Origin of the sequence: Hymenobacter translucens (assembly GCF_020685205.1) — a bacterium.
GTDB lineage: Bacteria > Bacteroidota > Bacteroidia > Cytophagales > Hymenobacteraceae > Hymenobacter > Hymenobacter translucens.
Genome location: NZ_JAJERB010000007.1, coordinates 42,819 through 67,341, shown reverse-complemented (window position 1 = coordinate 67,341; position 24,523 = coordinate 42,819). Strand labels below are relative to the sequence as shown.

The 24,523-nt window shown below is 60.4% G+C and carries 21 protein-coding genes; 15 read left to right on the top strand and 6 right to left on the bottom strand.

Going from position 1 to position 24,523, the window contains the following annotated elements:
• Positions 1 to 133: 133 nt before the first annotated feature.
• Positions 134 to 670, top strand: a complete 537-nt coding sequence (locus tag LJY25_RS15550; protein WP_227609278.1) for a DUF7935 family protein — start codon at positions 134 to 136, stop codon at positions 668 to 670.
• Between the two features lie 160 nt (positions 671 to 830).
• On the opposite strand, the gene bshA is transcribed toward LJY25_RS15550, so the two are convergent.
• Both bshA and LJY25_RS15540 read right to left on the bottom strand, forming a co-directional pair.
• Positions 831 to 1,967, bottom strand: coding sequence for an N-acetyl-alpha-D-glucosaminyl L-malate synthase BshA (bshA, locus tag LJY25_RS15545; RefSeq protein WP_227609277.1), 1,137 nt, complete (start codon positions 1,965 to 1,967; stop codon positions 831 to 833).
• Positions 1,968 to 2,119: 152 nt separating this feature from the next.
• Positions 2,120 to 5,035: a glycoside hydrolase family 3 N-terminal domain-containing protein gene (locus LJY25_RS15540; protein WP_227609276.1), complete on the bottom strand. Its 2,916-nt coding sequence runs from the start codon at positions 5,033 to 5,035 to the stop codon at positions 2,120 to 2,122.
• A gap of 321 nt (positions 5,036 to 5,356) precedes the next feature.
• On the opposite strand from LJY25_RS15540, the gene mutL reads away from it, so the two are divergent.
• From mutL to LJY25_RS15525, 3 genes are read left to right on the top strand one after another with little or no spacing between them, the layout of a single operon-like run.
• Positions 5,357 to 7,327 (top strand): DNA mismatch repair endonuclease MutL, encoded by a 1,971-nt coding sequence (mutL, locus tag LJY25_RS15535; protein ID WP_227609275.1) that lies wholly within the window; start codon positions 5,357 to 5,359, stop codon positions 7,325 to 7,327.
• A gap of 24 nt (positions 7,328 to 7,351) precedes the next feature.
• Positions 7,352 to 8,128 (top strand): rhomboid family intramembrane serine protease, encoded by a 777-nt coding sequence (locus LJY25_RS15530; RefSeq protein ID WP_227609274.1) that lies wholly within the window; start codon positions 7,352 to 7,354, stop codon positions 8,126 to 8,128.
• A gap of 10 nt (positions 8,129 to 8,138) precedes the next feature.
• Positions 8,139 to 9,035, top strand: a complete 897-nt coding sequence (locus tag LJY25_RS15525) for a rhomboid family intramembrane serine protease (RefSeq protein WP_227609273.1) — start codon at positions 8,139 to 8,141, stop codon at positions 9,033 to 9,035.
• An 86-nt stretch (positions 9,036 to 9,121) separates the two neighbouring features.
• On the opposite strand, the gene LJY25_RS15520 is transcribed toward LJY25_RS15525, so the two are convergent.
• From LJY25_RS15520 to tilS, 3 genes are all read right to left on the bottom strand, one after another.
• Positions 9,122 to 9,820, bottom strand: coding sequence for a DNA alkylation repair protein (locus tag LJY25_RS15520; RefSeq protein WP_227609272.1), 699 nt, complete (start codon positions 9,818 to 9,820; stop codon positions 9,122 to 9,124).
• 93 nt (positions 9,821 to 9,913) lie between these two features.
• On the bottom strand, positions 9,914 to 10,855 hold the full coding sequence (gene mdh / locus LJY25_RS15515) for a malate dehydrogenase (protein WP_227609271.1): 942 nt from the start codon (positions 10,853 to 10,855) through the stop codon (positions 9,914 to 9,916).
• Between the two features lie 121 nt (positions 10,856 to 10,976).
• On the bottom strand, positions 10,977 to 12,305 hold the full coding sequence (gene tilS, locus LJY25_RS15510; protein WP_227609270.1) for a tRNA lysidine(34) synthetase TilS: 1,329 nt from the start codon (positions 12,303 to 12,305) through the stop codon (positions 10,977 to 10,979).
• A 389-nt stretch (positions 12,306 to 12,694) separates the two neighbouring features.
• On the opposite strand from tilS, the gene LJY25_RS15505 reads away from it, so the two are divergent.
• From LJY25_RS15505 to LJY25_RS15470, 8 genes are all read left to right on the top strand, one after another.
• Positions 12,695 to 14,389, top strand: a complete 1,695-nt coding sequence (locus LJY25_RS15505; RefSeq protein WP_227609269.1) for an OstA-like protein — start codon at positions 12,695 to 12,697, stop codon at positions 14,387 to 14,389.
• A gap of 50 nt (positions 14,390 to 14,439) precedes the next feature.
• Positions 14,440 to 15,261, top strand: a complete 822-nt coding sequence (locus tag LJY25_RS15500) for an outer membrane protein assembly factor BamD (RefSeq protein WP_227609268.1) — start codon at positions 14,440 to 14,442, stop codon at positions 15,259 to 15,261.
• Positions 15,262 to 15,369: 108 nt separating this feature from the next.
• Positions 15,370 to 15,717: a DNA-directed RNA polymerase subunit omega gene (locus LJY25_RS15495; protein WP_227609267.1), complete on the top strand. Its 348-nt coding sequence runs from the start codon at positions 15,370 to 15,372 to the stop codon at positions 15,715 to 15,717.
• Between the two features lie 9 nt (positions 15,718 to 15,726).
• Entirely contained in the window at positions 15,727 to 16,293 is a 567-nt protein-coding gene (locus LJY25_RS15490) for a flavoprotein (RefSeq protein ID WP_394799974.1), read from the top strand.
• A gap of 147 nt (positions 16,294 to 16,440) precedes the next feature.
• Positions 16,441 to 17,091, top strand: coding sequence for a phosphopantothenoylcysteine decarboxylase (locus LJY25_RS15485; protein WP_227609266.1), 651 nt, complete (start codon positions 16,441 to 16,443; stop codon positions 17,089 to 17,091).
• Positions 17,081 to 17,995, top strand: a complete 915-nt coding sequence (porD, locus tag LJY25_RS15480) for a type IX secretion system protein PorD (protein ID WP_227609265.1) — start codon at positions 17,081 to 17,083, stop codon at positions 17,993 to 17,995. Before LJY25_RS15485 ends, porD begins: the two co-directional genes overlap by 11 nt.
• Positions 17,996 to 18,190: 195 nt before the next feature.
• Positions 18,191 to 19,864 (top strand): DNA repair protein RecN, encoded by a 1,674-nt coding sequence (gene recN / locus LJY25_RS15475; RefSeq protein ID WP_227609264.1) that lies wholly within the window; start codon positions 18,191 to 18,193, stop codon positions 19,862 to 19,864.
• A 161-nt stretch (positions 19,865 to 20,025) separates the two neighbouring features.
• Positions 20,026 to 20,859 (top strand): enoyl-ACP reductase FabI, encoded by an 834-nt coding sequence (locus tag LJY25_RS15470; RefSeq protein ID WP_227609263.1) that lies wholly within the window; start codon positions 20,026 to 20,028, stop codon positions 20,857 to 20,859.
• Positions 20,860 to 20,934: 75 nt separating this feature from the next.
• Here LJY25_RS15470 and LJY25_RS15465 read toward each other — a convergent pair whose 3' ends face one another.
• The gene (locus LJY25_RS15465) at positions 20,935 to 21,867 is read right to left on the bottom strand and encodes a D-2-hydroxyacid dehydrogenase (protein WP_227609262.1); all 933 of its coding nucleotides are present in this window, start codon (positions 21,865 to 21,867) and stop codon (positions 20,935 to 20,937) included.
• Between the two features lie 223 nt (positions 21,868 to 22,090).
• Between LJY25_RS15465 and LJY25_RS15460 the strand changes: the two genes are divergently transcribed.
• The 3 genes from LJY25_RS15460 to LJY25_RS15450 all read left to right on the top strand — a co-directional run bounded on the left by LJY25_RS15460 (position 22,091) and on the right by LJY25_RS15450 (position 24,518).
• Complete coding sequence (locus LJY25_RS15460) at positions 22,091 to 22,903, top strand: rhamnogalacturonan acetylesterase (RefSeq protein WP_227609261.1); 813 nt, start codon at positions 22,091 to 22,093, stop codon at positions 22,901 to 22,903.
• On the top strand, positions 22,900 to 23,868 hold the full coding sequence (locus LJY25_RS15455) for a pectinesterase family protein (RefSeq protein ID WP_227609260.1): 969 nt from the start codon (positions 22,900 to 22,902) through the stop codon (positions 23,866 to 23,868). The genes LJY25_RS15460 and LJY25_RS15455 overlap by 4 nt, the downstream gene beginning before the upstream one ends.
• A 236-nt stretch (positions 23,869 to 24,104) precedes the next feature.
• Positions 24,105 to 24,518, top strand: a complete 414-nt coding sequence (locus LJY25_RS15450) for a hypothetical protein (RefSeq protein WP_227609259.1) — start codon at positions 24,105 to 24,107, stop codon at positions 24,516 to 24,518.
• Positions 24,519 to 24,523: the final 5 nt, after the last annotated feature.

The window sequence follows — 24,523 nt, the reverse complement described above, 5'->3', positions numbered from 1 at the left end:
CGAAGTTGCAGACAAAGATACGAAGCCTGAGGGGATAGGAGTTACCGGCTGCCGTACCTCTGTAACAGCCGGCAGGGTGGGAGGGTTCAGCGTTTTTCCCGACCTTCCGCCCCCCGTCCGACGTAATTTCAACATGAACACGACCACGTATCTTTTCGACCTGCTCAAGATTATCCTGCCGGCCATCATCGTCGGCGGCGCTATCCTGCTCATTATCCGGCAGTACCTCGACAAAGACCAGCAGCGCCGCCTGATCGAGCTGCGCCTGCAAAGCAGCCAGACGACCCTGCCTATGCGCCTGCAGGCGTATGAGCGGATCGTGCTGCTGCTGGAGCGCATCACCCCGAACAACATTCTGGTGCGCCTGAGCAGCGGCGGGCAGACCGCTCAGGACTACCACCGTGCCCTGCTCACCGAAATCCGCTCGGAGTTTGAGCACAACCTGTCCCAGCAGCTGTACATGAGCCATGAGTCCTGGGCCCAGGTGAAGCAGGCCAAGGAAAACGTGCTCACGATGATCAACAAGGCCTTTCACGCCCTGCCCAACCCCCAGCAGCAGCGCGGCACCGACCTGGCCAAGCGGGTGCTCGAAAGTCTGATGACCGACGAAGCTGACCCCACCGCCCAGGCCCTGGCGTTCGTGAAGCGTGAAGCCGCCGGGCTGTTTTAAGATATAGTTGTCAGTTGTTCGTTGTCCGGTTTTTTCTTTTCCTACTTCGATTCAAGCATAGCCTAAATACAAAGTGCCGCTCACAATTGTGGGCGGCACTTTGTATTTAGGCTATGCTATTGACTAACAACGGACAACTGACAACGAGCAACTAAAAAAGCTAAACCGTAGCCAGCTGGGAGTCGATGGCGCGCTGGTAGCAGGCCTCGTAGAGCGGGACGATGTTCTCGACGGCAAACTCCTCGGCCCGGGCCCGGGCGGCGGCTTTAAAGCGGGGCAGGTTCTCGTCCTGCAAAATGAACAGGGCATTCTTGACCATGTCCTCCACGTCGCCGATTTCGCTCGTGGTACCGGTCACGCCGTCCACGTTCAGCTCGGGAATGCCCCCGGCGTTGGTGCTGACGACCGGTACTTCGCAGGCCATGGCTTCAAGAGCGGCCAGGCCGAAGCTTTCCTTTTCCGAGGGCATTAAAAACAGGTCGCTCACGCTCAACACTTCCTCCACGGCTTCGAGCTTGCCCAGGAAGCGGATATCGTTGCAGAAGCCGGTGTCGCGGCAGAGCTTCTCGATGCGGGGCCGGTCCGGGCCGTCGCCTACCAGCAGGAGCTTGGCCGGAATCTGCCGCCGCACACCAGCGAAGATGGCTACAACGTCATCGATGCGCTTTACCGAGCGGAAGTTGGAGGTATGAATCAGCAGCTTCTCGCCCTCCGGGGCAATGGCGGTGCGGAAGTGACTTTTGTTCTGCTTCTTGAACCGGTCCAGGTTGATGAAGTTGGGAATCACCTCGATGTCCTTCTCAATGGGGAAGTACTCGTAGGTTTCCCGCATCAAATCCGCCGATACGGCCGTAACGCCGTCGCTCTGGTTGATGCTGAACGTGACAACCGGCTCGTAGGAGGCGTCCTTGCCCACCAGGGTAATATCGGTGCCGTGCAGGGTGGTGATAAAGGGAATCTGGATGCCCTTGGTACGCAGAATCTGCTTGGCCATATAGGCTGCCGAAGCGTGGGGAATAGCGTAGTGTACGTGCAGCACGTCGAGCTTCTCGTTCTGCACAATGTCGACCATCTTCGAGGCCAAAGCCAGTTCGTAGGGCGGAAACTGAAAGAGAGGATAAGCCGGCACGTACACCTCGTGGTAAAAGAGGTTCTCGTTGAAGAAATCGAGCCGCACGGGCTGGCTATAGGTGATAAAGTGGACGCGGTGGCCTTTGAGCGCCAGCGCTTTGCCCAGCTCGGTAGCTACCACGCCGGAGCCGCCAAAGGTGGGATAACAGACGATGCCGATGTTCATAGAAGGGGTGGGGCAGAGGGTACGCTACTGCTTTGCCAAACCAGCCCGAAGCCGGGATGTTGGAAAAGCGCGAAAAGGTAGCAAGAAAAAGCCCGTGACGAAGGCCACGGGCAGTTCAAGGACACCGGAAGTACGGTCGAGGTTGTTGGCTGTCAGGTTTTCTGCAGCGATTTGTAGATCACGTCGTGGATGCGGGTGCGGATGTTAAACTGCCGCAGCTTGTTGTTGCCGGCGTCGGGGTACACCCGGTTCGAGAGGAAGATGTAGAGAATCTTGTTCTCGGGGTCCATCCACACGCAGGTGCCGGTGAAGCCGGTATGCCCGAACGTGGAGGCCGGCGACAGATTCGACGTGGGTCCTTCCGGCTTCTCGGGGTTGCCGTGGTCCCAGCCCAGCCCGCGCTTATTGCCGGCCGACTGCGACCGGGCAAACTCGGTTACGACCGGGGTCTGGAAGTAGCGCTGCCCGCCGTAGCGGCCGTTCTGCAGATTCATTTGCATCAGTACGGCCAGGTCGTTGGCGTTGGAGAACAGGCCGGCATGGCCGCTTACGCCGCCGATTAAGGCTGCCGTCTGGTCGTGTACCGTGCCCTGGAGCTGGGTGCGGCGGAAATAGGTGTCATTCTCCGTGGGCGCAATGCACGACTTCGGAAACCGCGCCAAGGGGTTATAGGTCATCGAGGCCAGACCCAGGGGCTTGTAGATGGTCTTCTCCAGAAACTGGTCGATGGGCTCCTTGGCCACCCGCTCCGCCAGGTTCTTGAGCATAATAAAGCTCAGGTCGCTGTACTCAACCGGGTATTTGCCCTTGATCTTGGGCAGCAGGGAGCTGCGCTGAATCCACACCCAGACCGAGTCGTCGGTGGCTTTGGAGCTGAACGTGCCGGGCGACACCTCGTTGGGGTAGTCGTCGGAGCGGGCGCTGGCGTAGAAGGTCGGCTTGAGGCCTCCCTTGCTCACCGTCCGCTCCCAGGTAGGGATGCCCGGCTTGAGGCCAGCCTGGTGCAGCAGCACGTCGCGCACGGTCATCTCCCGCTTGTTGGTGTTGCGCAACTCGGGTAGGTAGGTAGCAACTTTCTCGTCGAGGTTGAGCTTGCCCTCGTCCTTGAGGTACATAATAGCCTGCAGGGTGCCGGCCACCTTGGTGATGGAAGCCAGGTCGTAGAGGGTGCTGTTGCTTACCGGCTGCGACTTGTCGTAGGTGCAGTAGCCGTAGCTTTTGTCGAAGACCACGGCGCCGTTTTTGGCTACCAGCACCTGGCAGCCCGGAGCGGCCGCGTAGGCTACCGACTCCAGCGCGATGTTATCGATCTGAGCCAGGATGCGGGAGTCCAGCCCTTCGCTTTCCGGGGTGGCATAGCGCAGGCGGCGGAAGTCGGGAGTAGGCACACCCTTACCGGCCACCAGCTTCGGCGACACCGTCACGGGCAGGCGGCCCTTGGCGGGCAGGGCGCCGAACAGCACCTGGGGCACCACGAGCTGGGCCGCGAAGTTGTCTTCGTAGCCGCACACCAGGGTGCGCGCGTCCTCCACGTACTTCAGGCCGTAGGCGTTGCCCATGGCAACAACCACGGTTTTGATGCTCTTATTGGCCTGCAGCTGCTTGATAAAGCTGAGGGCTCCTTCACCGATGCCGTAGTTGTGGGCCGGCGTATTGTTCATGCCGTGCAGGCTGACCACCACTACATTATACGGGGCCAGGCGGGGCAGCAGGTTGGTAAAGGCCGTGTCCGCCGCGTACCGGTTCGGCACCGAGTACACCGGGCCAGGCTGGTACTTGCTCATAATCTCCCCGAACGTGCTGCCGCCCTTCGCGCCGACGGTAACCGTGGCGATGCGCAGCGTGTCGAGGCGGTGGAAGGGTAGCAGATCGTCGTCGTTTTTGGCAACCGTAACGGCGTGCTCGTAGATCTGCTGCTGCACCATCCGGCTCAGGGGCCGGTTCAGGTCGTTCATCAGGTTGGGCAGGTCCACCGGCTGATAGCGGTTCAGGCCGGCCCAGAACTTGGCGCGCAGGATCTTGCGGACCCGGGCGTCAATGTCTTCCTGGGTGATCTTACCGGCCGTAACGGCCTCTCGAATGCGCTGCAAGCCCAGGGGAACATCCTCGGAGAACAGCAGTACGTCGTTGCCCGCAATCAAGGCCAAGGCGTCCAGCTCACCGGCCTTGTAGTGGTTCGTGACGCTCTTCATGTTCAGCGCATCCGTGAACACCAGACCTTTATACGCCATCTTTTCCTTGAGCAGGCCGGTCACGAGGCTGCGGGAAAGGGTAGTGGTCTGGTTGCGGGTGGTGTCGAACAGCGGCATGTAGAGGTGCGCCACCATCACGCCCATTACCCCGGCCTCGAACGACTTCTGAAACGGGTACAGGTCCACGTTGGTCAGGCGGGCCATGTCGGTGTTTACCACCGGCAGCGCCACGTGGGAGTCTACGTCGGTGTCGCCGTGGCCCGGGAAGTGCTTGGCAACGGCCATGATGCCGTGGTCCTGCAGGCCCCGGATATAGGCGATGCCGCGCTGCGACACCTGTTCCTTGTTCTCGCCGAACGAGCGGTTGCCGATAACCGGGTTATCCGGGTTGGAGTTGACGTCGATAACCGGGGAGAAGCTGACGTGCACGCCCAGGGTTTTCATCTTCAGCGCAATTTCGCGGCCCATCTGGTACACGTACTGCTCGTCGTCCATGGCGCCCAGCGTCATCTGCTTGGCAAAGTGCATGGAGGAGTCGAGGCGCATGGAAAGTCCCCACTCGGCATCCATAGCGACCAGCAGGGGCACTTTCGCCAGCTTCTGGTAGTGGTTGGTGAGCGAAGCCTGCCGGCGGGGGCCGCCCTGCAGGAACATGATGCCCCCGATGCCATGCGTGCGAACCAGCTCATCTACCTGCTGCACGTGGCGCCGGTCCTTGTTGGAGTAGGCGGCCACCATAAACAGCTGACCCAGGCGCTGGTCGGGCGTCAGGGTATTGAACACGCTGTCGACCCAGTTCTCCTCGGCCACCGAACTAGGGCGCATCCCCTTATCCTTCGGTGCCGAAGAGGAAATAATCAGACCCGTAGCGGCCAATAGGAGCAGTAAGAGTCTAATTCGGAATTCCTTGAGCATCGGCTCCAGTGGTCTGTCGTATGATTGAAATCAAGCAGAAATAGCCCTACTTTTGCCCGCCGCCGGAAAGCTCCGCGGCCAGGGTTTGACCCCTTTTTACGGCAGGCAGTAGCGGATGACTACTTCTTTCCAACGCAGCGGCTTTAAATCCGGTATAGCGTCTTCCCACAAAAAGTCGGCCGCAAACTTACGGATTTTTTCCCTAGGTCGGACGTTTTGGAAGCGGAGCCGGTTGGTTCTGCCGCCTCTAACCGCTTCATTCTCACCTTCAGTTCCCCGCCCATGGCAGATGTGATTCAATTGCTGCCCGAATACCTGGCTAATCAGATTGCCGCCGGGGAAGTGGTGCAGCGCCCGGCTTCGGCGGTAAAGGAGCTTATGGAAAATGCCGTGGATGCCGGTGCCACCCAAGTGCAGCTGATTGTAAAGGAAGCCGGCAAGCAGCTGGTGCAGGTGGTCGACAACGGAGCCGGCATGAGCCCGACCGATGCCCGCATGAGCCTGGAGCGCCACGCCACCTCCAAGATCCGGACCACGGAGGATTTGTTTCGCATCCGCACCCTCGGCTTCCGGGGCGAGGCCCTGGCCAGCATTGCCGCCGTGGCCCAGGTAGAGCTGCGCACCAAGCTTCGCGACCAGGACACCGGCACGCTGCTGCTGGTCGAAGGCTCCCAGATTACGAGCCAGCAGCCCGTGGCCTGCCCCGACGGCACCAGCATCTCGGTAAAAAACCTGTTTTTCAACGTGCCCGCTCGTCGTAACTTTCTCAAAAGCAACGCGGTAGAGATGCGCCACATCCTGGACGAGTTTCAGCACGTGGCCCTGGCCAACCCGCAGATCGGCTTTTCTCTGTTTCAGAACGATCTGGAGGTGTTCAACCTGCCCGCTGGCAAGCTCAGCCAGCGGATCGTGGCGTTGCTCGGCAACGGCTACAAGGAGCAGCTGGCCGCGGTAGAGGAAGTCACGCCTTTTATCACCATCAAAGGCTTTATCGGCAAGCCCGAGGCGGCCAAGAAAAGCCGGGGCGACCAGTTTTTCTTCGTCAACAACCGGTTTATCCGCTCGGCCTACCTCAACCACGCCGTGCTGGCCGCCTACGAAGGGCTGCTTCCCCGCGATGCCCATCCGTTCTACGTACTGTTCCTGGAGCTGGACCCCAAAACCATCGACATCAACGTGCACCCCACCAAGACGGAAATCAAGTTTGAGGACGAGAAAACCGTCTATGCCATTGTGCGTGCCGCCGTCAAGCAGTCCTTGGGTATCCACAACATGGCGCCCTCCCTCGATTTCGAGGGCGACGTCAACTTTGCACCCATCCAGCCCCTGCGCACCTCCTCAGCCAGCCGCAACCCCTTCGACGACCAGCGCCAGCCCGATTCCCTGCCCGTGCAGCGGCCGGTTTCGGGCAGCGGGGGCAGCCGCCCCAAAAACCTGGCGGGCTTCGAGCGGGAGCTGCCGCCCCGCCCAACGGAGCAGGCCAAGCGGGAGCTCGAAGAGTTTTACCGCAGCCTGGGTCAGATTCCGCTGCCCGACCTTGAGGCTGAAGCCGCGCTGCCTGATACGAGCAAGCCCGCCGCCAGTGCCGACCGTCCATTCCGCGACAACCAGGGCCTTTCGGAGGTTTTTCCCAACGCCGAGGATACTGCTCCTGAGCTGCCCCTGCCCGAAACCAGCGGCGGACCCGGCAGCCGGGCCGTGCAGGTGCAGCAGTACCTGGCCGTGCCCGTGAAGTCGGGCATGATGCTGATTGACCAGGTGGCGGCCCGGGAGCGGATTCTGTTTGAGTCCTACGCCCAGGGCGGCGGCCCGGAAAGCAGCGGCTCCCAGACGTTGCTGTTTCCGCGTACCGTCACCTTTTCGCCCGCCGACTTTGCCGTGCTGCGCGAAGCCACCGACGATCTGCACGCGCTGGGGTTCCGGTTTGCCGAGTTCGGGCAGTACACCATTGCCGTGGAAGGCTTGCCTGCCGACGTGCCCAACCGCGACGAAAAAGAGCTGCTCGAAAGTCTGATTGAGCAGTTTCGCACCCAGGCCGGGCCCATTCGCCTGAACCGGCGCGAGCAGCTGGCCCGGACCCTGGCCCGGCGGGTGGCGGGCAGCGCCGGCAGCGGCCGTTTGTCGGAAACGGAGATGAACGCGTTGGTCGATAAGCTGTTTGCCTGTCAGGTACCGGGCTACACCCCCGATGGGCGCCGTACGCTCGTACTGTTGGAGCTAAGCCAACTGGCCGACTTCTTCCGTAAACCCTGATTTTCCCGGCCTAGCTTCCGCGCCATGTTCAACCTGACCCCGACAGTACGCATTCTGCTTTTCATCAACATCGGCGTTTTCATCCTGCAAAGTCAGCTGGGACTCAACTTTCTGGCCTTATATCCTTTTGGCTCGCTGAAATTTCAGCCCTGGCAGTTTGTGACCTACATGTTCATGCACGGCGGCATCGGCCACCTGCTGTCGAACATGTTCGGTCTGGTTTCCTTTGGGCCCTTGCTGGAGCAGCGCTGGGGGCAGCAGCGTTTTCTCACATTCTGGCTGGTATGCGGTATCGGGGCCGGCATTCTGTATTCCGGCGTACGCCACTACGAGCTGAATAAGATGAACGACGACCGGCTGGCATTCGAGGAGGCTCCGTCCGGCGTGCGGCTGGCTGACTTTTTCGAGGAGAATATGCCTGGTGCCAGGGGGTATGAGGCGGTGGCGGCCGAGCTGGATAACCACCCCGAAAACCAGGGCGTCGTTGCGTCGGCCAAGGAAACTATCAGTGCCATCTTTAACTCTGCCCTGAATGCGCCGATGGTCGGCGCGTCAGGTGCCCTGTTCGGGCTGCTGTTTGCGTTTGCCTACCTGTTTCCGAACACCGAGCTGATGCTGCTGTTTTTACCGGTGCCCATCAAAGCCAAGTACTTCGTATTCCTTTACGGGGCCTACGAGCTGTACGCGGGCGTGCAGCGGGCCCCCGGCGACAACATTGCCCACTTTGCCCACCTTAGTGGAATGCTGGTTGCCTTCATTCTGTTGAAACTCTGGGAGCGCAGCCGCGGCCAGTTTTATTGATTTCCACCCGATGAGCATTATCAACGATATCCGCACCGCCTTTAGCCGCCGCGACAACGCCCTGAATCAGCTTCTGCTGATCAACGTGCTGGTGTTTGCCGGGCTGATGCTGTTTGGGGCAATCCGGTTTCTGAGCAGCGGCGGGCCCATCGACACGTTCCGGCCGGTGCTGGCCTGGCTGGCTGTACCCTCGGAGCCGTCGCGCCTGCTGACCCGCCCCTGGACGCTGCTCACCTACAGCCTCGTGCACATCGCGCCGCTGCATATCCTGTTCAACCTGCTGAACCTGTACTGGTTTGGAGCCCTGGTGCGGGAATACCTCGGCAACCGGAAGCTGGTGAGCCTCTACGTGCTGGGCGCCCTGGCCGGGGCTGTGCTGTATCTGCTGGCGTACAACCTGCTGCCCCGCTTTCAAAGCCAGTATGCAATTCTGTACGGCGCTTCAGCCAGCGTGACGGCCATTATCGTAGGGGGCGCTACCCTGTTGCCCAACTATACCTTCAATGTCATTTTCATAGGCCCGGTCCGCATCAAGTACATCGCAGCCGTGGTGGTGCTGATGTCGATAGTGGGCATTAATGGCGGCAACGTGGGTGGTGATATTGCCCACCTGGGCGGGGCCATCCTGGGCTTTGTGTTTATCAAGCAGCTCCAGGCCGGCCGCGACCTGGGCCGTCCGGTGCAGGCTGTGGGCGACTGGATCGATAACCTGCTGCACGGCCGTCCCAACCTGCGCGTCACCCACCGCGACCGGCCGGCTGCAACTCCTGCGAAGGGCAAGAGCGGCGGCCTGGTAAATCCGATGCAGGAGGAAATCGACGTGATTCTGGACAAGATTTCCCGGTCCGGCTACGAGAGCCTGTCGAAAGAGGAAAAGCAGAAGCTGTTCCGTGCCAGTCAGAAGTAGGTTATTAGTTGTTAGTTGTTAGTTGTTAGTTGTCAGGATCGTTCTGACAACTAACAACTAACAACTGACAACTGTCAACTAGCAACTCAGCTCATCAGGTGCCAGTGCCGCCGGGCGGGCTCCAGCTTCTCGATGGCGTAGCGCAGGGTCGTGCGGGGCAGGAGCCCGCGGTGGTCAGCCAGAAATTCCTCCAGGGCTTCCTCGCTCCGTTTGCCCGCCTCCCGCAGCATCCAGCCGGTGGCTTTGTGAATCAGGTCGTGCGGGTGGGAGAGGAGTTGCTCGGCAATGGCAAACGTATCCTGCAGCTGCCGCTTGCGGATAAAGGCCAGCGTAGCTACGATGCTCATGCGCTGGCTCCAGAGGTGATTTTCGGCCGTCAGCTCATACAACAGGCTCCGGTCCTGGTGCAGCAGGTGGGTGCCCAGCAGCAGCGGGCAGGTAATGTCGACCAGGTTCCAGTTGTTGACCCGTTGGCGGTTCTGTAGATACGCCTCGTGGATGGCCTGCCGTCCGGCTGGTCCCGCTTTGGCATACTGTAGCGTCCAGATGATGAGCGCCGTTTGCCGGTGCTCGTGCCAGGGGCTGGTCAGCAGCTGCTCGGTTTCGGGCAGGGGCAGGGTTTTAAAGTGCCGGGCCACTTCGCGCTGCTGGGGCAGGTTGAGGCCCAGAAACCGGTCACCTTCGCCGTAGTCGCCCGGGCCGGTCTTGAAAAACCGCTGCAGTAGCACCGCCCGCGCGGGGTCAGCCAGAGCGTCGAGGGCAGCTTGAACGTGGGCGGCAGTCATGAGCAAGGAAAGGTTGGTACCGGCAAGAAAGCAAACCGCCCGCTCTGCGGGGCAGAGCGGGCGGGTAAAAATCTTTCAGGACTCGACTGAAAACTAGGCGCTGGCCTTGCTCATGTTGTCGAGGGCATCCATTACCTCTTTCACGTGGCCGCGGGAGGTTTCGAGCAGCTGCTTCTCTTCGTCGTTGAGCTGGAGCTCAATAACTTTCTCGATGCCGTTCTTGCCCAGGATAACCGGAGCACCCAGGTACACGCCGTCGATGCCATACTCGCCTTCGAGCTTGATGCAGACGGGGAATACGCGGCGCTGGTCGCGCACAATGGCTTCTACCATCTGAGCCGCAGCGGCGCCGGGGGCATACCAGGCCGACGTACCCATCAGCTTCACCAGCTCACCGCCACCGTTGGTGGTGCGGGCTACGATGGCGTCAAGCTCGGCTTTGCCGATCAGCTCGGTTACGGGAATACCGCCTACCGTCGTGTAGCGGGGCAGGGGCACCATGGTGTCGCCGTGGCCGCCCATCAGCACGGCCTGAATGTCCTTGGGGCTTACGTTGAGCGCCTCGGCCAGGAAGGCGCGGTAGCGGGCCGTATCGAGGATGCCGGCCATGCCGAACACCTTCTCGCGGGGCAGACCCGAGGTGAGGTGGGCCTGGTAGGTCATCACGTCGAGCGGATTGCTGACGATGATGATAATGGCGTTGGGCGAGTATTTCACTACCTGCTCGGTCACCGACTTCACGATGCCGGCGTTGGTCGAAATCAGGTCGTCGCGGGTCATGCCGGGCTTGCGGGGCAGGCCGGAGGTGATAACCACTACGTCGGAGTCGGCCGTGCGGCTGTAGTCGCCGGTCACGCCCACGGTGCGCGAGTCGTAGCCGATAATGGGGGCTTTCTGCCAGATGTCCAGCGCTTTGCCTTCGGCGAAGCCTTCCTTGATGTCGACGAGGACGATTTCGTTGGCGATTTCGCGGGTGGCCAATACATCAGCGCAGGTTGCGCCTACGTTGCCAGCCCCTACTACGGTAACTTTCATCGGGTGGGAATTGAGTTTTAGGTTTTGAAATCCGAGCCGTAAAAGTAAGCGAAAACCCATAGCCGGGTTAAACAACTTACGGGAACGTTGCCGAAGCCTGCTCCACGAAGGCAGAAGCCTTTTACAGCTTGCGCACGACGAGCACGCGCTGCGTTTCCTCGGTTACCTTGTACCGGTCATCGGGCCGGAAGCCGATAACCCAGGCAATCTTCTGGTCGGCCGTGACGAGCACCCGCACTTCGTCTTTGAGGTTAAGCGGCACTTTCTGGTCGATCAGGAAGTCGCTGAGCTTCTTTTTGCCTTTCAGGCCGATGGGCATAAACCAGTCGCCTTCCTGCCAGCGGCGCACCGTGAGCGGAAACTGCAGGCGGTCGGCGTCCAGCGCGGCCACGTTCTTGCCCCGGGGTAGGTCGAACCCTTCGGCAGCAGCTTCCTCGGCCCGCAGGCGCAGCCCGTCGGCGTCCAGTTCCGCCTGCCCGGCCATCAGCTGATGGGTTCCGAAGCCGGTCAGGCGACGGGGCGTAATCACCAGCTCGTCGCGGTCCTTGACCAGCAAATGGGTCGGCGACTCAAACTTCCGTCCGGCCGGCGCCTTGAACGCCGCTACAATGTCCTTGACGACCAGATACGAGAAGTTGAATGGCCGCAGCAGCTCGTGCAAAACCAGCGCGGTGGCGGCCGTGCCCTGCAGGGTGGCGATGTTGAGGTAGGTGGCTTCCTCGGCGGTACGGCGGGCCTGGGCGGCCGTGTCGGCCACGTAGCGGCGCAGGATTTCCTCGGCCCCGCCTACCCGCTCGGCGGTCAGCTGCAGGCTATGGTCGAGGCTGGGGTTGATGTCGCGCAGCACGGGCAGCACTTCCAGGCGGAGGCGGTTGCGCTGGTAGGTAGGACTGTCATTGGAGGCATCCTCGCGCCAGACGAGGCGCTCTTCCACGAGGTAGTCAAACAGATCGGGCTTGCCGATGCCCAGCAGGGGCCGGACCAGGTTGGCGTTCTTGGGCCGGATGCCGTGAAAACCGGCCAGCCCGGTACCATGGGTGAGGTTGAGCAGCATGGTTTCGGCCGCGTCGCGCTGGTGGTGGGCGGTGGCAGTGTAGTCGAGGCCCTGGGTCTGGCGGATTCGCTCAAACCACTCGTAGCGCAGGGCCCGGGCCGCCATCTGGGTAGAAATGCCTTCCTGCTCGGCAAATGCCTTGGTCTGGAAGAATTCGGCGAAGTAGGGCACGTTGTACTTCTTGGCCAGCTTGCGTACGAATTCCTCGTCGGCATCGGCTTCCTCGCCGCGCAGCCCGAAATGGCAGTGGGCAATGGCAAACTGCGCGCCCAGGCGGTGCAGCACGTCGGCCAGCACCACCGAGTCCATGCCCCCGCTTACGGCTACCAGCAACTGGTCGGTGGCCAGGTTGAAAAGCTCGTTTTCTTCGATGTATTGGCGGACGCGGTCAAGCATTTGTTGGTAGGAGTTAGGAGTTGGAAGCTGCTGCGCAGGAGCTAGGAGAAGGAGGCGGGAGGTTGGGGAAAGTCAGTTCCCCTCCTTAGTTAAGGAGGGGTGCCCGAAGGGCGGGGTGGTTGGCGTCGTTGCTTATAAAGGCGGTCATCCTGAGCCTGCGAAGAACCTTATAAGGTGTGAACGAGTCGTTTTTGCGAGTATCGTTCTTCGGTGCTAGGGTCCTTCGGCTTGCGCCGTACGCCAGATTAAGGATGACAGCTAAATAACGGCAACATAACGGCAGTTAAAAACCATTCTAACTCCCAGCTTCTAACTCCTGACTCCTCTCTAAAGGCACTATGCTGCAAAGATGGGCGTTACCAGCGGGCCTTCCGTACCTTTGCCCTGAAATGCCTTTTCCGAAGCTTCTTTTTTTCTTCCTGATCGTACTCTTGCCCGCCTGGGCCGGCGCCCAGCAGCGCCCGGCGGCCCGCAGCCAGCCGGCCCCGCCGCCCAAGGGCCAGCGCGTGGAGCTGCTCGGCTCCCAGGAGCTGGTCGGCGGGGTGTTCAACGGGGTGCAGATCCGCAAGCTGATCGGGGCCGTGAGCTTCCGGCAGGGCAATACGCTGCTGTACTGCGACTCGGCCTACCAGTACACCGAGCGCAACGCCATCGAGGCGTTCAGCAACGTGCGCATCGTCGACAACGACACGGTGACCATCACCGGGGACCGGGGCTACTACGACGGCGACACCCGCAAGGCCCGCATGACCGGCAACGTGACCATGCGCGACCCGCGCATGACACTTACCACCCAGCTGCTCGACTACGACCTGAACAAGAACCTGGCCTACTACAGCAGCGGCGGCCACCTCACCGACCCCGAGAACACGCTCGACAGCCAGTTCGGCTACTACAATACCTCGTCCAAGGTATTCAGCTTCAAGCGCGACGTGCACGTGGTCACCAAGGACTACGACATCACCGGCGACACGCTGCAGTACAATACCATCAGCAAGGTCGTGTACTTCTTCGGGCCTACCCGCATCAAAGGGAAACAGGGCACGCTCTACGCCGAAAACGGCCAGTACAACACCCTCACGCGGGTTTCCAACTTTAAGCGCAACGCTAAGATCGAGACGCCCAACTACCTGCTCGGCGGTGACCAGCTCGTGTACGACGAGGGCCGGCAGTACGGCGTAGCCACCGGGCACGTGTCGATGACCTCGAAAAAAGACAACATTGTGATTCGGGGCGACGCCGGGCGCTACTGGCGCGGTTTAGGCCGGGCCAAGGTGTACGGCTCCCCGGTGATGCGCAACATCTCCGACAAGGATACCCTCTACCTGGCCGCCGATACGCTGACCAGCGTGGAAGGCAACACCGCCAAGAACAGCGCTGGCGTCATCTACGCCTACAAGCACGTGCGCATCTTCCGCGCCGACCTGCAGGGGCGCTGCGACTCGCTGACGTACAACCGGTTGGATTCCATCATCTACCTCAACCAGGGGCCGATTCTGTGGAACAACAAAAACCAGCTCACGGCCGACAGCATGGAAATCCGGCAGCGGCGCAGCAAGATCGACCAGATGCGGCTGTACGCCAACTCGTTTATCGTGGGCCAGGATACCCTGCTGAACTTCAACCAGGTGAAGGGCCGCAACATGGTGGCCTACTTCCAGGAGAGCAAGCTGAAAAAAGTTGACGTGCTTGGCAACTCCGAGAGCCTGTACTTTGCTCTTGAAGGCGACACGGCCCTCACCGGCCTGAACAAAGCCGTCAGCGCGAACATGGCCCTGCGCTTTGCCGACAACAAGCTCCAGACGATATCCTTCCTGACCAACCCCGACGCCAGCTTTATTCCGCCCCACGAGCTTACCGCCGATGCCAAGCAGCTCAAGGGCTTCCGGTGGCGCCTCGCGGAACGCCCGACCCGCCGGGCCGTGTTGGGCAAGCAGTTTACCCCGCCCGCCAAACCCAAGCCCAAGGGGAAAGCCAAACCCAGGCCGGAAACGAAAGCAAAAGGCAGGTCGGCGGCCAAGGCAAAGCCCAAACCGGCTGCCGCTCAGCCGAAAGCGTCCGCCCGGCCCGCTACTGCCCGCTAGCGCCTCCTTACTTTGATTCGGCCTCGCAATCCGTTACCTTTGCGCCCCTTATGCTCCTTGTTCGCCCTACCTTTTTTCTTCTGTTGCTGAGCACCTTGCTGCTGGCCTCCTGCAGCGGCTACCAGAAGCTGCTGAAGAGCACCGATGCCAACAAGAAGTACGCGGCTGCTCTGCAGTACTACGAGAAGGGCGACTTTGTACGGGCCGGGACTCTGCTCGAAGACGTGTTGCCCCTCCTCAAAGGCCGCCCTGAGGCTGAAAAGGCGCAGTTCTACTTTGCCAACACCAACTACAAGCAGCGCAACTACACGCTGAGCTCCTACTACTTCCAGTCGTTCTACGACACCTACCCCAACTCCCAGTACGCGGAGGAGGCCATGTTTCTGCACGCCAAGTCGCTGTTTCTGGACTCCCCGGGTTTTGAGCTCGATCAAACCAACACCTACACGGCCCTGGAGTCGATTCAGGAGTTTTTGAACCGCTACTCCAGCAGCAACTTCCGCCCCGAGGCCGAGAAGATGTCGACGGAGCTGACCAAGAAGCTGGAAAGCAAGGCCTTCGAAAGTGCCCGGCTCTACTACCAGCTGCGGTACTACCAGTCGGCGGTGGTGGCCCTGAACGGCTTCCAGCAGCAGTACCCGGCCTCCGTGTATAACGAGCAGGCCGACTTCCTCAAGGTGCAGGCCCAGTACAACCTGGCCCGCGAAAGCGTGGAGGAAAGGCAGCGGGAGCGGTACCTCGAAACCATTGCCTACTACCAGCACTTTCTGGATACCTATCCGCAAAGCAAAAACCTGAAAGAAGCCGAGCAGATGTACATCGACAGCCGCGCGCAGGTCGAGAAGATGAAGCCCGCTTCGGCGTCGAACTAACGTAAGTAGAAGCCGGAAACGTTAAATTGCCAGCCTGATGCCCGGGTAGCCCCGGCCGGAAGCAGCTAGTTAAAAGCCGGCACTCACCCATTTAATCAAGTCAACCAGATGAAAAATCCGAGCAGCGTACCCGCTTCCATCGTGACCCGCAACATGTCGGAGTTTGCCAATACCACCGGCAACGTGTACGAGTCCATTGCCATCATCTCGAAGCGCGCCAACCAGATTTCCGTTAAGATCAAGGAAGAGCTGAATGGCAAGCTGGCCGAGTTTGCTACCACGGTCGACAACCTGGAGGAGGTGTTCGAAAACCGGGAGCAGATCGAGATTTCCAAGCACTACGAGCGGCTGCCCAAGCCCACCAACCTCGCCATCGAGGAGTTCCTGGAAGGCAAGGTAACATTCCACACCCCCGCCGAGGAAGGCGTGGTGACCAGCGTACGGGCCGTCGAATAGCCGGCTGCTATGCCGCTGCAAGGCCGTAAGATTCTTTTGGGCGTGTGCGGCAGCATTGCCGCCTACAAGTCAGCCCAGCTGGTGCGGCTGTTAATCAAGGCCGGGGCCGAGGTGCAAGTCATTCTGACTGCCTCGGCCTCGGCCTTTGTTACGCCCCTGACCCTGGGCACGCTCTCGAAAAAGCCGGTGCTGAGCGGCTTTCTGCGCGATGAGGCCGCCGGGGAGTGGCACAACCACGTGGACCTGGGCCTCTGGGGCGAGGTACTACTGATTGCCCCGGCCAGCGCCAACACTATCGCTCAGCTCGCCAACGGGCACTGCCCCAACCTGCTGGCGGCGGTGTACCTCTCGGCCCGTTGCCCCGTGTTTCTGGCCCCGGCCATGGACCTGGACATGTATGCCCACCCGGCCGTGACGCAAAACCTGGAGCGGCTGCGCTCCTTTGGCAACCACGTGCTGCCCTCGCCTCCCGGTGAGCTGGCCAGCGGCCTGTCCGGCCCCGGCCGAATGCTCGAGCCGGAGGACATTGTCGTAGCGCTGGAAAGCTTTTTTGAAGAATTAAGAATTAAGAATTAAGAATTGGGTTTCATTAACTATCCGGTTACCGGTGTGTTTACTCTGGTATTTTGAATAAAGAGAAGCTGCTTATTGCGAAGCAATAGAAACAGTCGGAAGCAGCCAGTGTCAATTCTTAATTGCTAATTTTTAAATCTTAATTAAGAAATGAAAGTTCTCATTACCGCCGGGCCTACCTACGAGCCCATCGACCCGGTCCGGTTTATCGGCAACCACAGCACCGGCAAGATGGGCTACGCCCTGGCCGAGGAGTTTGCCGCCCAGGGCGCCCAGGTTACGCTGGTGAGCGGGCCCACGAACCTGCCCGACCCGACAACTGCCAGTATCCAAACCATCCGGGTGGAAACGGCCGACCAGATGTACGCTGCCGCCCGGGAAGCCGCACCGGCTGCCGACGTGTGGGTGTTTGCCGCGGCCGTGGCCGACTACAAGCCCCGGAACGTGGCCGAGCAGAAAATCAAGAAGGACGGAGATACGCTGACCCTGGAGCTGGTCAAGAACGTCGACATTGCCCGGGCGCTGGGCGAGATCAAGCGCGCTGAACAATTTTCGGTGGGTTTTGCGTTGGAGACAAACAACGAAGTGGCCCACGCCCAGGACAAGCTCCGGCGGAAAAACTTCGACCTAATTGTGCTCAACTCCCTGCGCGTCCCGGGAGCCGGCTTCCGCCACGACACCAACAAAGTGACGCTGCTGGATGCCGGGGGCCAAATGACTAACTTTGAGTTGAAGCCCAAAGCCGATGTGGCCCGCGACATTGTCCGAACCGTTCTTGCCCGCCTTTCCCGTGAAGCGTAACTATACTTTTTTGGCCCTGCTGCTGCTTTTGCTGCTTGCCCTGCCCGGGCGCGCCCAGGAGCTGCAGGCCGAAGTCACCATTACCACCGACAACGTAACCGTGTCGGACCGGCAGCTGATTCAGCAGATGAAAAACGACATGCAGTCGTTTCTGAACACCCGCACCTGGACCAACCTCACCTACAAGCCCGAGGAAAGAATCCGGTGCCGGCTTTTCGTAAGCATCCAGAAGATTCCTCAGAATGGCACCTACGAGTGCATTACCCGCATCGTGACCACCCGTCCGGTGTACGGTACCGGCTACGAAACGAATCTGATGTCGTTTGCCGACAAGGGCTGGGTGTTCAACTACACGCCCCAGCAGCCGCTCGACTACTCCGAAAACGCGTTTGTCTCCAATCTGTCGTCGCTGCTGAGCTTCTACGCCTACGTCATCATCGGCATGGACCAGGACAGCTTCTCCCGCCTGGGCGGCAACGCCTACTTCGACCGGGCCCGCAACATTCTGTCGACGGCGGGCTCGCAAAGCCAGGAAAACGACCAGGGCTGGAAGGACACCGGCGACACCCGCAGCCGGTACGCGCTGCTCACCAATCTGCAGGACCCGCAGCTGGAGGGCGTCCGGACCGGGGCCTACGGCTACTACCGCCAGGGGATGGACGTCTTTATCACCAAGCCGGAAGAAGCACGGGCCAGCGTATTTACCGCCTTGCAGGGCGTGCAGCAGGTTGCCATCCGCCGCCCGGCTACGGTGCTTGTGCGCTCGTTCTTCGATGCCAAGGCCGACGAAATTGCCAACATCTTCCGCACCAGCCCAGACGCGGAGCAAAAGCAGAAAGTAGTGTCGATGCTCAGTGAGGTGGACCCCACCAACTCGGCCAAGTACCAGGCTATTCTGAAGTAATTAGTAAATGATAATTAGTAATTAAGAATTGGTTTTCGGGCTGGCATTGGTAATAAAAAACTGCTGTTTTTAAGCCGGAAATTTAATTATTTGGTTCTGCCTGTTGTTTGTTATTCGTGTGCGCGTGCCTTCGTTATGTTATTTGGTCGTGCCCAATTCTTAATTACTAATTCTTGATTATTAATTAAAACGAAAGTGCTTGTAGATCTTCGCATCCAGAATTACGCCCTGATTGAGCAGCTCGAGCTTCGGCCTTCCGCGCTGCTGAATATCATTACCGGCGAAACCGGCGCCGGCAAATCCATCATGCTCGGCGCCATCGGTCTGCTGCTCGGCAACCGCGCCGATTCCCGCATGCTCTTCAAGACCGACCGCAAGTGCATTATCGAAGGTCAGTTCAACATCGCCAGCTACCAGCTGCAGGACATCTTTGAGTCGGAAGACCTCGACTACGACGCCTCCTGCATCCTGCGCCGGGAAATCAGCCCTACGGGCAAGTCGCGCGCGTTTGTAAACGACACGCCCGTGACGCTGGAAACGTTGCGGAAGATCGGGGCTAACCTGATGGACATTCACTCCCAGCACGACACGCTGCTGCTGGGCGACGCCGTATTCCAGCTGAACCTGCTCGACCTCTACGCCGGTCTCGTGCCCACGCGTGCCCAGTACAGCAACGCGTACCGCTCGTACCGCAAGCTGGAGGCCGACCTGAAAACCCTGGAAAACCAGGTGGCCCAGGCCAACAAGGAGCTCGACTACCACAGCTTCCTGCTCACCGAGCTGGAGGAAGCCCGCCTCGACAACGAGGATCAGGAAACGCTCGAGCAGGAAGTAAAGCAGCTCGAGCACGCCGAAGAAATCAAGTATAAGCTCACCCAGGCCCTGCAAAGCCTGAGCGAGAGCGAGTACTGCGCCACCGGCAGCATGAAGGAAGCCGCCACCATGCTGGGCCAGATTTCGGCCTACGCCGACTCGTTCAAGACCCTAAAGGACCGACTCGACAGCTGCCTGATCGAGCTGCACGACATTGCCGACGAGGTGGAAACCGCCGAGCGGCGCACCGAGGGCGACCCGGCCCGCATCGATGAGCTACAGGGCCGCCTGAACGTGCTTTACAACTTGCAGCGCAAGCACCAGGTGCGCGACGTACCCGCCCTGCTCACCGTGCGCGACGGGCTGCGCCAGAAGGTGGGGTCGGTGCTGAATCTGGACAAGGAAATTACCCGCCTCCGCAAGGATACCGACGGGGCCCTGGCCACGGTGAAGCGGCAGGCTGCCAAGCTTACCGAAAGCCGCCTGAAGTCGTTTCCGAAGTTTGAAAAGGAGCTGGCTTCGTTGCTGGCTGATCTGGGCATGCCGCATTCCCGCATTGTGGTGCAGCACACCGTCAGTCAGCCTACCGCCAGCGGTACCGATGTGGTTAGCATCCTGTTCACGGCTAACAAAGGCGCCCAGCCCCAGACGTTGAGCAAGGCCGCGTCGGGTGGAGAATTCTCCCGCCTGATGCTGTGCATCAAGTATATGCTGGCCGATAAAACTGCTCTGCCCACCATCGTTTTCGACGAAATCGATACCGGCATCAGCGGGGAAATCGCCGTAAAGGTGGGCCGGATGATGCAGCAGATGGCCAAAAAGCACCAGCTCGTGGCCATTTCTCACCTGCCTCAGATGGCCGCCGCCGGCGACTCCCACTACTTCGTGTACAAGGAAGACCGGGAAGACCGCACCGTGAGCCGCATCCGGGAGCTGAGCACCGAAGAGCGCATCCGCGAAATTGCCCATATGATTGCAGGTGCCAACCCCAGTGAGAATGCCTTCCAGAGTGCCCGCGAGCTGCTGGCCATGCGCGGCGAGTCGGTAGCCGCGTAGGGGTGGGGTTGTAGTTTTTGGTTTTAAGTTTTGGGTTATTTGTAAACTTGGGTCGCCGTAGCCGCGCAATTGAGTTGCTGCTGTAACCAGGTTGTTAGAACAAGTCAACGGCTAACGACGACGCTAACAACTGATAACCAAAAACGAACAACCAAAAACTAATGGCTAACAACTTACTCGCTGGCAAGGTCGGCATCATCTCCGGCGCTCTTGATGAACGCTCCATTGCCTGGAAGGTGGCGCAGAAAGCCTATGCTGAAGGCGCGCGCTTCGTGCTCACCAATGCTCCCCTGGCGATGCGCATGGGGGAAATCAACAAGCTGTCGGAAGAGTGTGAGGCCCCTATTGTCCCGGCCGACGCGACATCGATGGACGATCTGGAAAAGCTGTTCAGCGGTACGCAGGAGCACTTTGGCGGTAAAATCGACTTCGTGCTGCACAGCATCGGCATGAGCACCAACATCCGTAAGGGCAAGCACTACGGCGAGCTGAACTACGAGTGGTTCCAGAAGACGCTGGACGTGTCGGCGCTGTCGCTCCACCGGATGCTGGCCGTGGCCGAAAAGCAGGATGCCTTCAACGAATGGGGCTCAGTAGTAGCGCTGTCCTACATTGCCGCCCAGCGCGCCTTTCTCGACTACACCGATATGTCGCAGGCGAAAGCAGTGCTCGAAAGCATTGCCCGCAGCTACGGGCAGCGCCTGGGTAAGCTCAAGAAAGTACGCGTTAATACCGTCTCGCAGTCGCCTACTAAAACGTCGGCGGGCACCGGCATCAGCGGCTTCAACGCATTCTATGAGTATGCCGAGCGGATGTCGCCCCTGGGCAATGCTCCCGCCGAAGCCTGCGCCGATTACTGCATCAGCCTGTTCTCCGACCTGACCCGCTTCGTGACCATGCAAAACCTTATGCACGACGGCGGCTTCAGCACCACCGGTATTTCCGAGGAGATGGTAGAAGCCATTACCCAGGTTAGCGGCGGTAGCGAAGCATAAGCAGCTAGGTTATTCCTCAGCCAAAGAGCCCGGCCATCTGGTCGGGCTTTTTTTGTTGACCTGGTTCAGGCTCCGCTAATACCCCCTCGAAAGATCCACCACGTTCTCCAGCGGCTCGCCGGCGAGCAGGTGCCCCAGGTTGCGCAGCAGCATTTCCCCTTTGCCATCGTCTTCGTGGGGCTGTCCGCCGGCCGAGTGCTGGGTGAGTAGTACGTTGGGCATCGTCCAGAGCGGATTGTCGGCGGGTAGGGGCTCAACGGCGGTTACGTCGAGCACAGCCCCGCCGAGGTGGCCGCTTTGCAGCGCGGCAATGAGAGCCGGCTCGTCGGTGGTGGTACCCCGGCCCACGCTGGCGTACACGCTGCCGGCCGGCATGGCCTCAATCAGCTCTCTGGAAAAAAAGCCCGGCGCGGTGCCCGGCAGGCAGTTGATGACCAGGTCGGCGGAGGGCAGCGCGGCCAGCAGCTCCTCCCGGGAGTGCAGCTGGGCCGCGGGGTTGGTCCGGGCCAGCAGCTGCACCCGGCAGCGGAAGCCGCCGAGTTGCTCGCGCACGGCCAGCCCGATGGAGCCGGCTCCCAGGATAATCACCTGCTTGCCCAGCATCAGCCGCATAGTGGCCCGAACCGGCTGGCCAACCCACTGCTGCCGGCTTTGCAGCACGGCCAGCTCGGGAATGTTACGGTAAAGAGCCAGAATCCCGGCCACGATAGTCTCGGCGCAGGGCCAGGCAAAGTAGTCCCCCATGTTGGCAACGGGAAACGTCGGGCGCAGGTGGCAGTAGGGCTCGAAGCCCGACGAGTCAATCTGCCAGAACCTGAGGGCCGGCAGCTGCTCGTCAAACCAGTGAGCGGGCGGATTGCCCAGCAGCAGCTCGGCGCGGCGGAAAGCGGCCTGCTGCCCGGACTCGGGCAGCTCGGTGCGGAAAACGGCTTCTACGCCCGGGGGCAGGTGCTGGCGAAGGTAAGCGCGGAGGGGCTCGGAGAGGGCGGTGTAAACAAACAGGAGCATGGACGGCAACGTGGGGCGAATGGTACGCTATACGTAGCCCGGGGTGGTGGGCCGGCAAAAAATCCGCCAGCCAGCAGAAAGCAGGCCGGACGTGGCAACGTTCCCGGCATCGTTACCGCAGAAAAAAACCTTCTGCCGGTACGGAAGCCCGGCTTTTGTTTGGATATTCCTTGCCCGGGCGTTCTTCCGGCGCCCGGCGCTACCCACAAATTCCAATCTGCTGATGCTGCCTTTCCTGTTCAAAAAAGCCTGGCCCCTGAGTTTGCTGCTGCTGCTGGCCTTTGCCGGTCCCCCGCCCAAAAAGATCAAGCTTTACCTCATCGGCGACTCCACCATTGCCCAGAAAGTAAAGCAGACATTTCCGGAAACCGGCTGGGGAATGCCGCTGCCCACGTTTTTCGACTCCACGGTGGTGGTCGACAACCGCGCCCAGAACGGGCGCAGCACCCGCACCTTTCTGGCCGAGAACCGCTGGCAGCCGATTGTCGACGCTCTCCAGGAAGGCGACTACGTGATGATTCAGTTCGGCCACAACGACGAGGCCAAGGACAAGGCGGACCGCTACACGTCCCCGGAAGACTACCGCAAGAACCTGGTGAAGTTCGTGACCGAGACGCGGGGCAAAAAAGCCAACCCGGTGCTGATTACCCCGGTTACGCGGCGCAAGTTTGATAAAGAAGGCAAGATCATGGAAACCCACGTGGCGTACTCGGCCGTGACGGCAGAAGTGGCCCAGGCGTACAAGGTACCGCTTATCGACCTCGACAAGATGAGCCGGGAGCTGCTGCAGAAATACGGCGTGGAAGGCTCCAAGGCTCTGTTTCTGCAGCTCGAGCCGGGCGACCATCCCAACTACCCTTTCGGCCGCAACGACAACACCCACTTCAGCGAGCTGGGCGCCCGCAGGATGGCGCAGCTGGTAATGAGCCAGGTGGTGGCCCAGAAGCTGCCCCTGGCCGAGCGGATTGCCAAGCCCCTGCCCAAAAATGCCGTTGCCACGCCTTCGGCCGCCAACAGCCAGCCTACTACCCCGTGAGAAACCTTTTGCTTTTGCTGAGTCTGCTCGGGCTTACCTTGTCTCAGGCGTTTGCCACCGACGCTCCGAAGTATGACTTCGTGGTGGCCCAGGACGGCAGCGGGCAGTACCGCACCGTGCAGGAAGCCTTCAACGCCGTGCCCGACTTCCGCAAGAAAGTCACCACCATTCTGGTCAAAAAGGGCGTGTACAAGGAAAAGCTGATTCTGGCCGGCTCTAAAAACCTGGTGAAGCTGGTGGGGGAGGACCGCGACAAAACCATCCTTACCTACGACGACTACAACCAGAAAAAGAACATCTTCGGGGAAGACAAAGGCACGTCGGGCTCGTCGAGCATCTATATCTACGGCTCTGACTTTACGGCGGAGAACATCACCTTCGAGAACTCCTCCGGCCCGGTGGGGCAGGCCGTGGCCGTGTGGGTGGCCGGCGACAAGGCCCGATTCCGCAACTGCCGGTTTCTGGGCTTCCAGGACACACTCTACACCTACGGCTACGGCAGCCGGCAGTACTACCTGAACTGCTACATCGAGGGCACCACGGACTTCATCTTCGGCTCCAGCACTGCCTGGTTTGAGGGCTGCACCATCTTCAGCAAAAAGGGCGGCTCGTTCGTGACCGCCGCCTCCACGCCCGATACCGCGCGCTTCGGCTACGTGTTCCGCAACTGTAAGTTGATAGGCGACGCTCCCGCCGCGAGCTACGACCTGGGCCGGCCCTGGCGGCCCTACGCCAAAACGGTGTTCCTGCAGTGCGAGCTGGGCGCCCATATCAGGCCCGGCGGCTGGGACCATTGGGGCAAGGAAACCAACAAGCAGACCGCCTACTACGCCGAGTACCAGAACCGCGGCAAAGGCTACACGCCCCGGCAGCGCGTGCCCTGGTCCCACCAGCTCACCGACGCCGACGCCCGCCAGTACACCCTTGCCAACGTGTTCCACGGCTGGGACCCCACGAAAGATTAGCTAACGGGCATGAGCTGGTTCCCCTCCTTGGATAAGGAAGGGTACCCGCAGACCGGAGTGGTTGACGCCGTTGTTTAGCCAGATCGTCAGCCTTCAGCGAAAGTGCGCCCAGCAATGGACGCTGCTGCTGCAGAAAGGGTAGGGGCAGCAGTGTCTGCGGATAACCTTCCGGAGGAGGTCGCGTTGAATGAACCCGCCCCATTGGGCGCTTTTCCACTCTAGCTAATTCCTTTCCCATGACGGAGAACCGCACCCTCGAAACCCTGCTCGATACGCAACAGAAGAAGCTGGCCTTCTTTCAGAACCTGGTCCTGCTGGCCGCCGCCGACCGGCAGATTGACGGCGCTGAAAGTGAGTTTCTGCTTCAGATTGGCAACCGCCTGGGGCTGAGGCCTCATGACGTGATGCCCATTGCCGACAACCTGGCCGTGCTGAGCTTTATCGTGCCCCAGGAAGGCCTTCAGCGCACTATGGAGCTGCAGACGCTGGTGCAGATGATGCTGCAGGACGGCGACATTGACCCCCGCGAGTACGGCCTCTGCCTGGAGTATGCCAACCGCATCGGCTACAGCAAGGACATCCTCGACGACATGGTCAGCCAGCTGGCCGGGGCTGGTCCTTCCCGCGGCATGCCGCCAACGGTAAGCTAGCCGGT

What these genes read in the sequence shown, in the direction of transcription:
- LJY25_RS15505 (WP_227609269.1), top strand. Translation starts at nt 12,695, where the DNA reads ATGCCTTTTCCGAAGCTTCTTTTTTTCTTCCTGATCGTACTCTTGCCC.
- LJY25_RS15525 (WP_227609273.1), top strand. Translation starts at nt 8,139, where the DNA reads ATGAGCATTATCAACGATATCCGCACCGCCTTTAGCCGCCGCGACAAC.
- LJY25_RS15465 (WP_227609262.1), bottom strand. Translation starts at nt 21,867, where the DNA reads ATGCTCCTGTTTGTTTACACCGCCCTCTCCGAGCCCCTCCGCGCTTAC.
- LJY25_RS15550 (WP_227609278.1), top strand. Translation starts at nt 134, where the DNA reads ATGAACACGACCACGTATCTTTTCGACCTGCTCAAGATTATCCTGCCG.
- LJY25_RS15520 (WP_227609272.1), bottom strand. Translation starts at nt 9,820, where the DNA reads ATGACTGCCGCCCACGTTCAAGCTGCCCTCGACGCTCTGGCTGACCCC.
- mdh (WP_227609271.1), bottom strand. Translation starts at nt 10,855, where the DNA reads ATGAAAGTTACCGTAGTAGGGGCTGGCAACGTAGGCGCAACCTGCGCT.
- LJY25_RS15460 (WP_227609261.1), top strand. Translation starts at nt 22,091, where the DNA reads ATGCTGCCTTTCCTGTTCAAAAAAGCCTGGCCCCTGAGTTTGCTGCTG.
- LJY25_RS15450 (WP_227609259.1), top strand. Translation starts at nt 24,105, where the DNA reads ATGACGGAGAACCGCACCCTCGAAACCCTGCTCGATACGCAACAGAAG.
- LJY25_RS15530 (WP_227609274.1), top strand. Translation starts at nt 7,352, where the DNA reads ATGTTCAACCTGACCCCGACAGTACGCATTCTGCTTTTCATCAACATC.
- LJY25_RS15485 (WP_227609266.1), top strand. Translation starts at nt 16,441, where the DNA reads ATGAAAGTTCTCATTACCGCCGGGCCTACCTACGAGCCCATCGACCCG.
- LJY25_RS15490 (WP_394799974.1), top strand. Translation starts at nt 15,727, where the DNA reads ATGCCGCTGCAAGGCCGTAAGATTCTTTTGGGCGTGTGCGGCAGCATT.
- LJY25_RS15500 (WP_227609268.1), top strand. Translation starts at nt 14,440, where the DNA reads ATGCTCCTTGTTCGCCCTACCTTTTTTCTTCTGTTGCTGAGCACCTTG.
- bshA (WP_227609277.1), bottom strand. Translation starts at nt 1,967, where the DNA reads ATGAACATCGGCATCGTCTGTTATCCCACCTTTGGCGGCTCCGGCGTG.
- LJY25_RS15470 (WP_227609263.1), top strand. Translation starts at nt 20,026, where the DNA reads ATGGCTAACAACTTACTCGCTGGCAAGGTCGGCATCATCTCCGGCGCT.
- tilS (WP_227609270.1), bottom strand. Translation starts at nt 12,305, where the DNA reads ATGCTTGACCGCGTCCGCCAATACATCGAAGAAAACGAGCTTTTCAAC.
- LJY25_RS15495 (WP_227609267.1), top strand. Translation starts at nt 15,370, where the DNA reads ATGAAAAATCCGAGCAGCGTACCCGCTTCCATCGTGACCCGCAACATG.
- mutL (WP_227609275.1), top strand. Translation starts at nt 5,357, where the DNA reads ATGGCAGATGTGATTCAATTGCTGCCCGAATACCTGGCTAATCAGATT.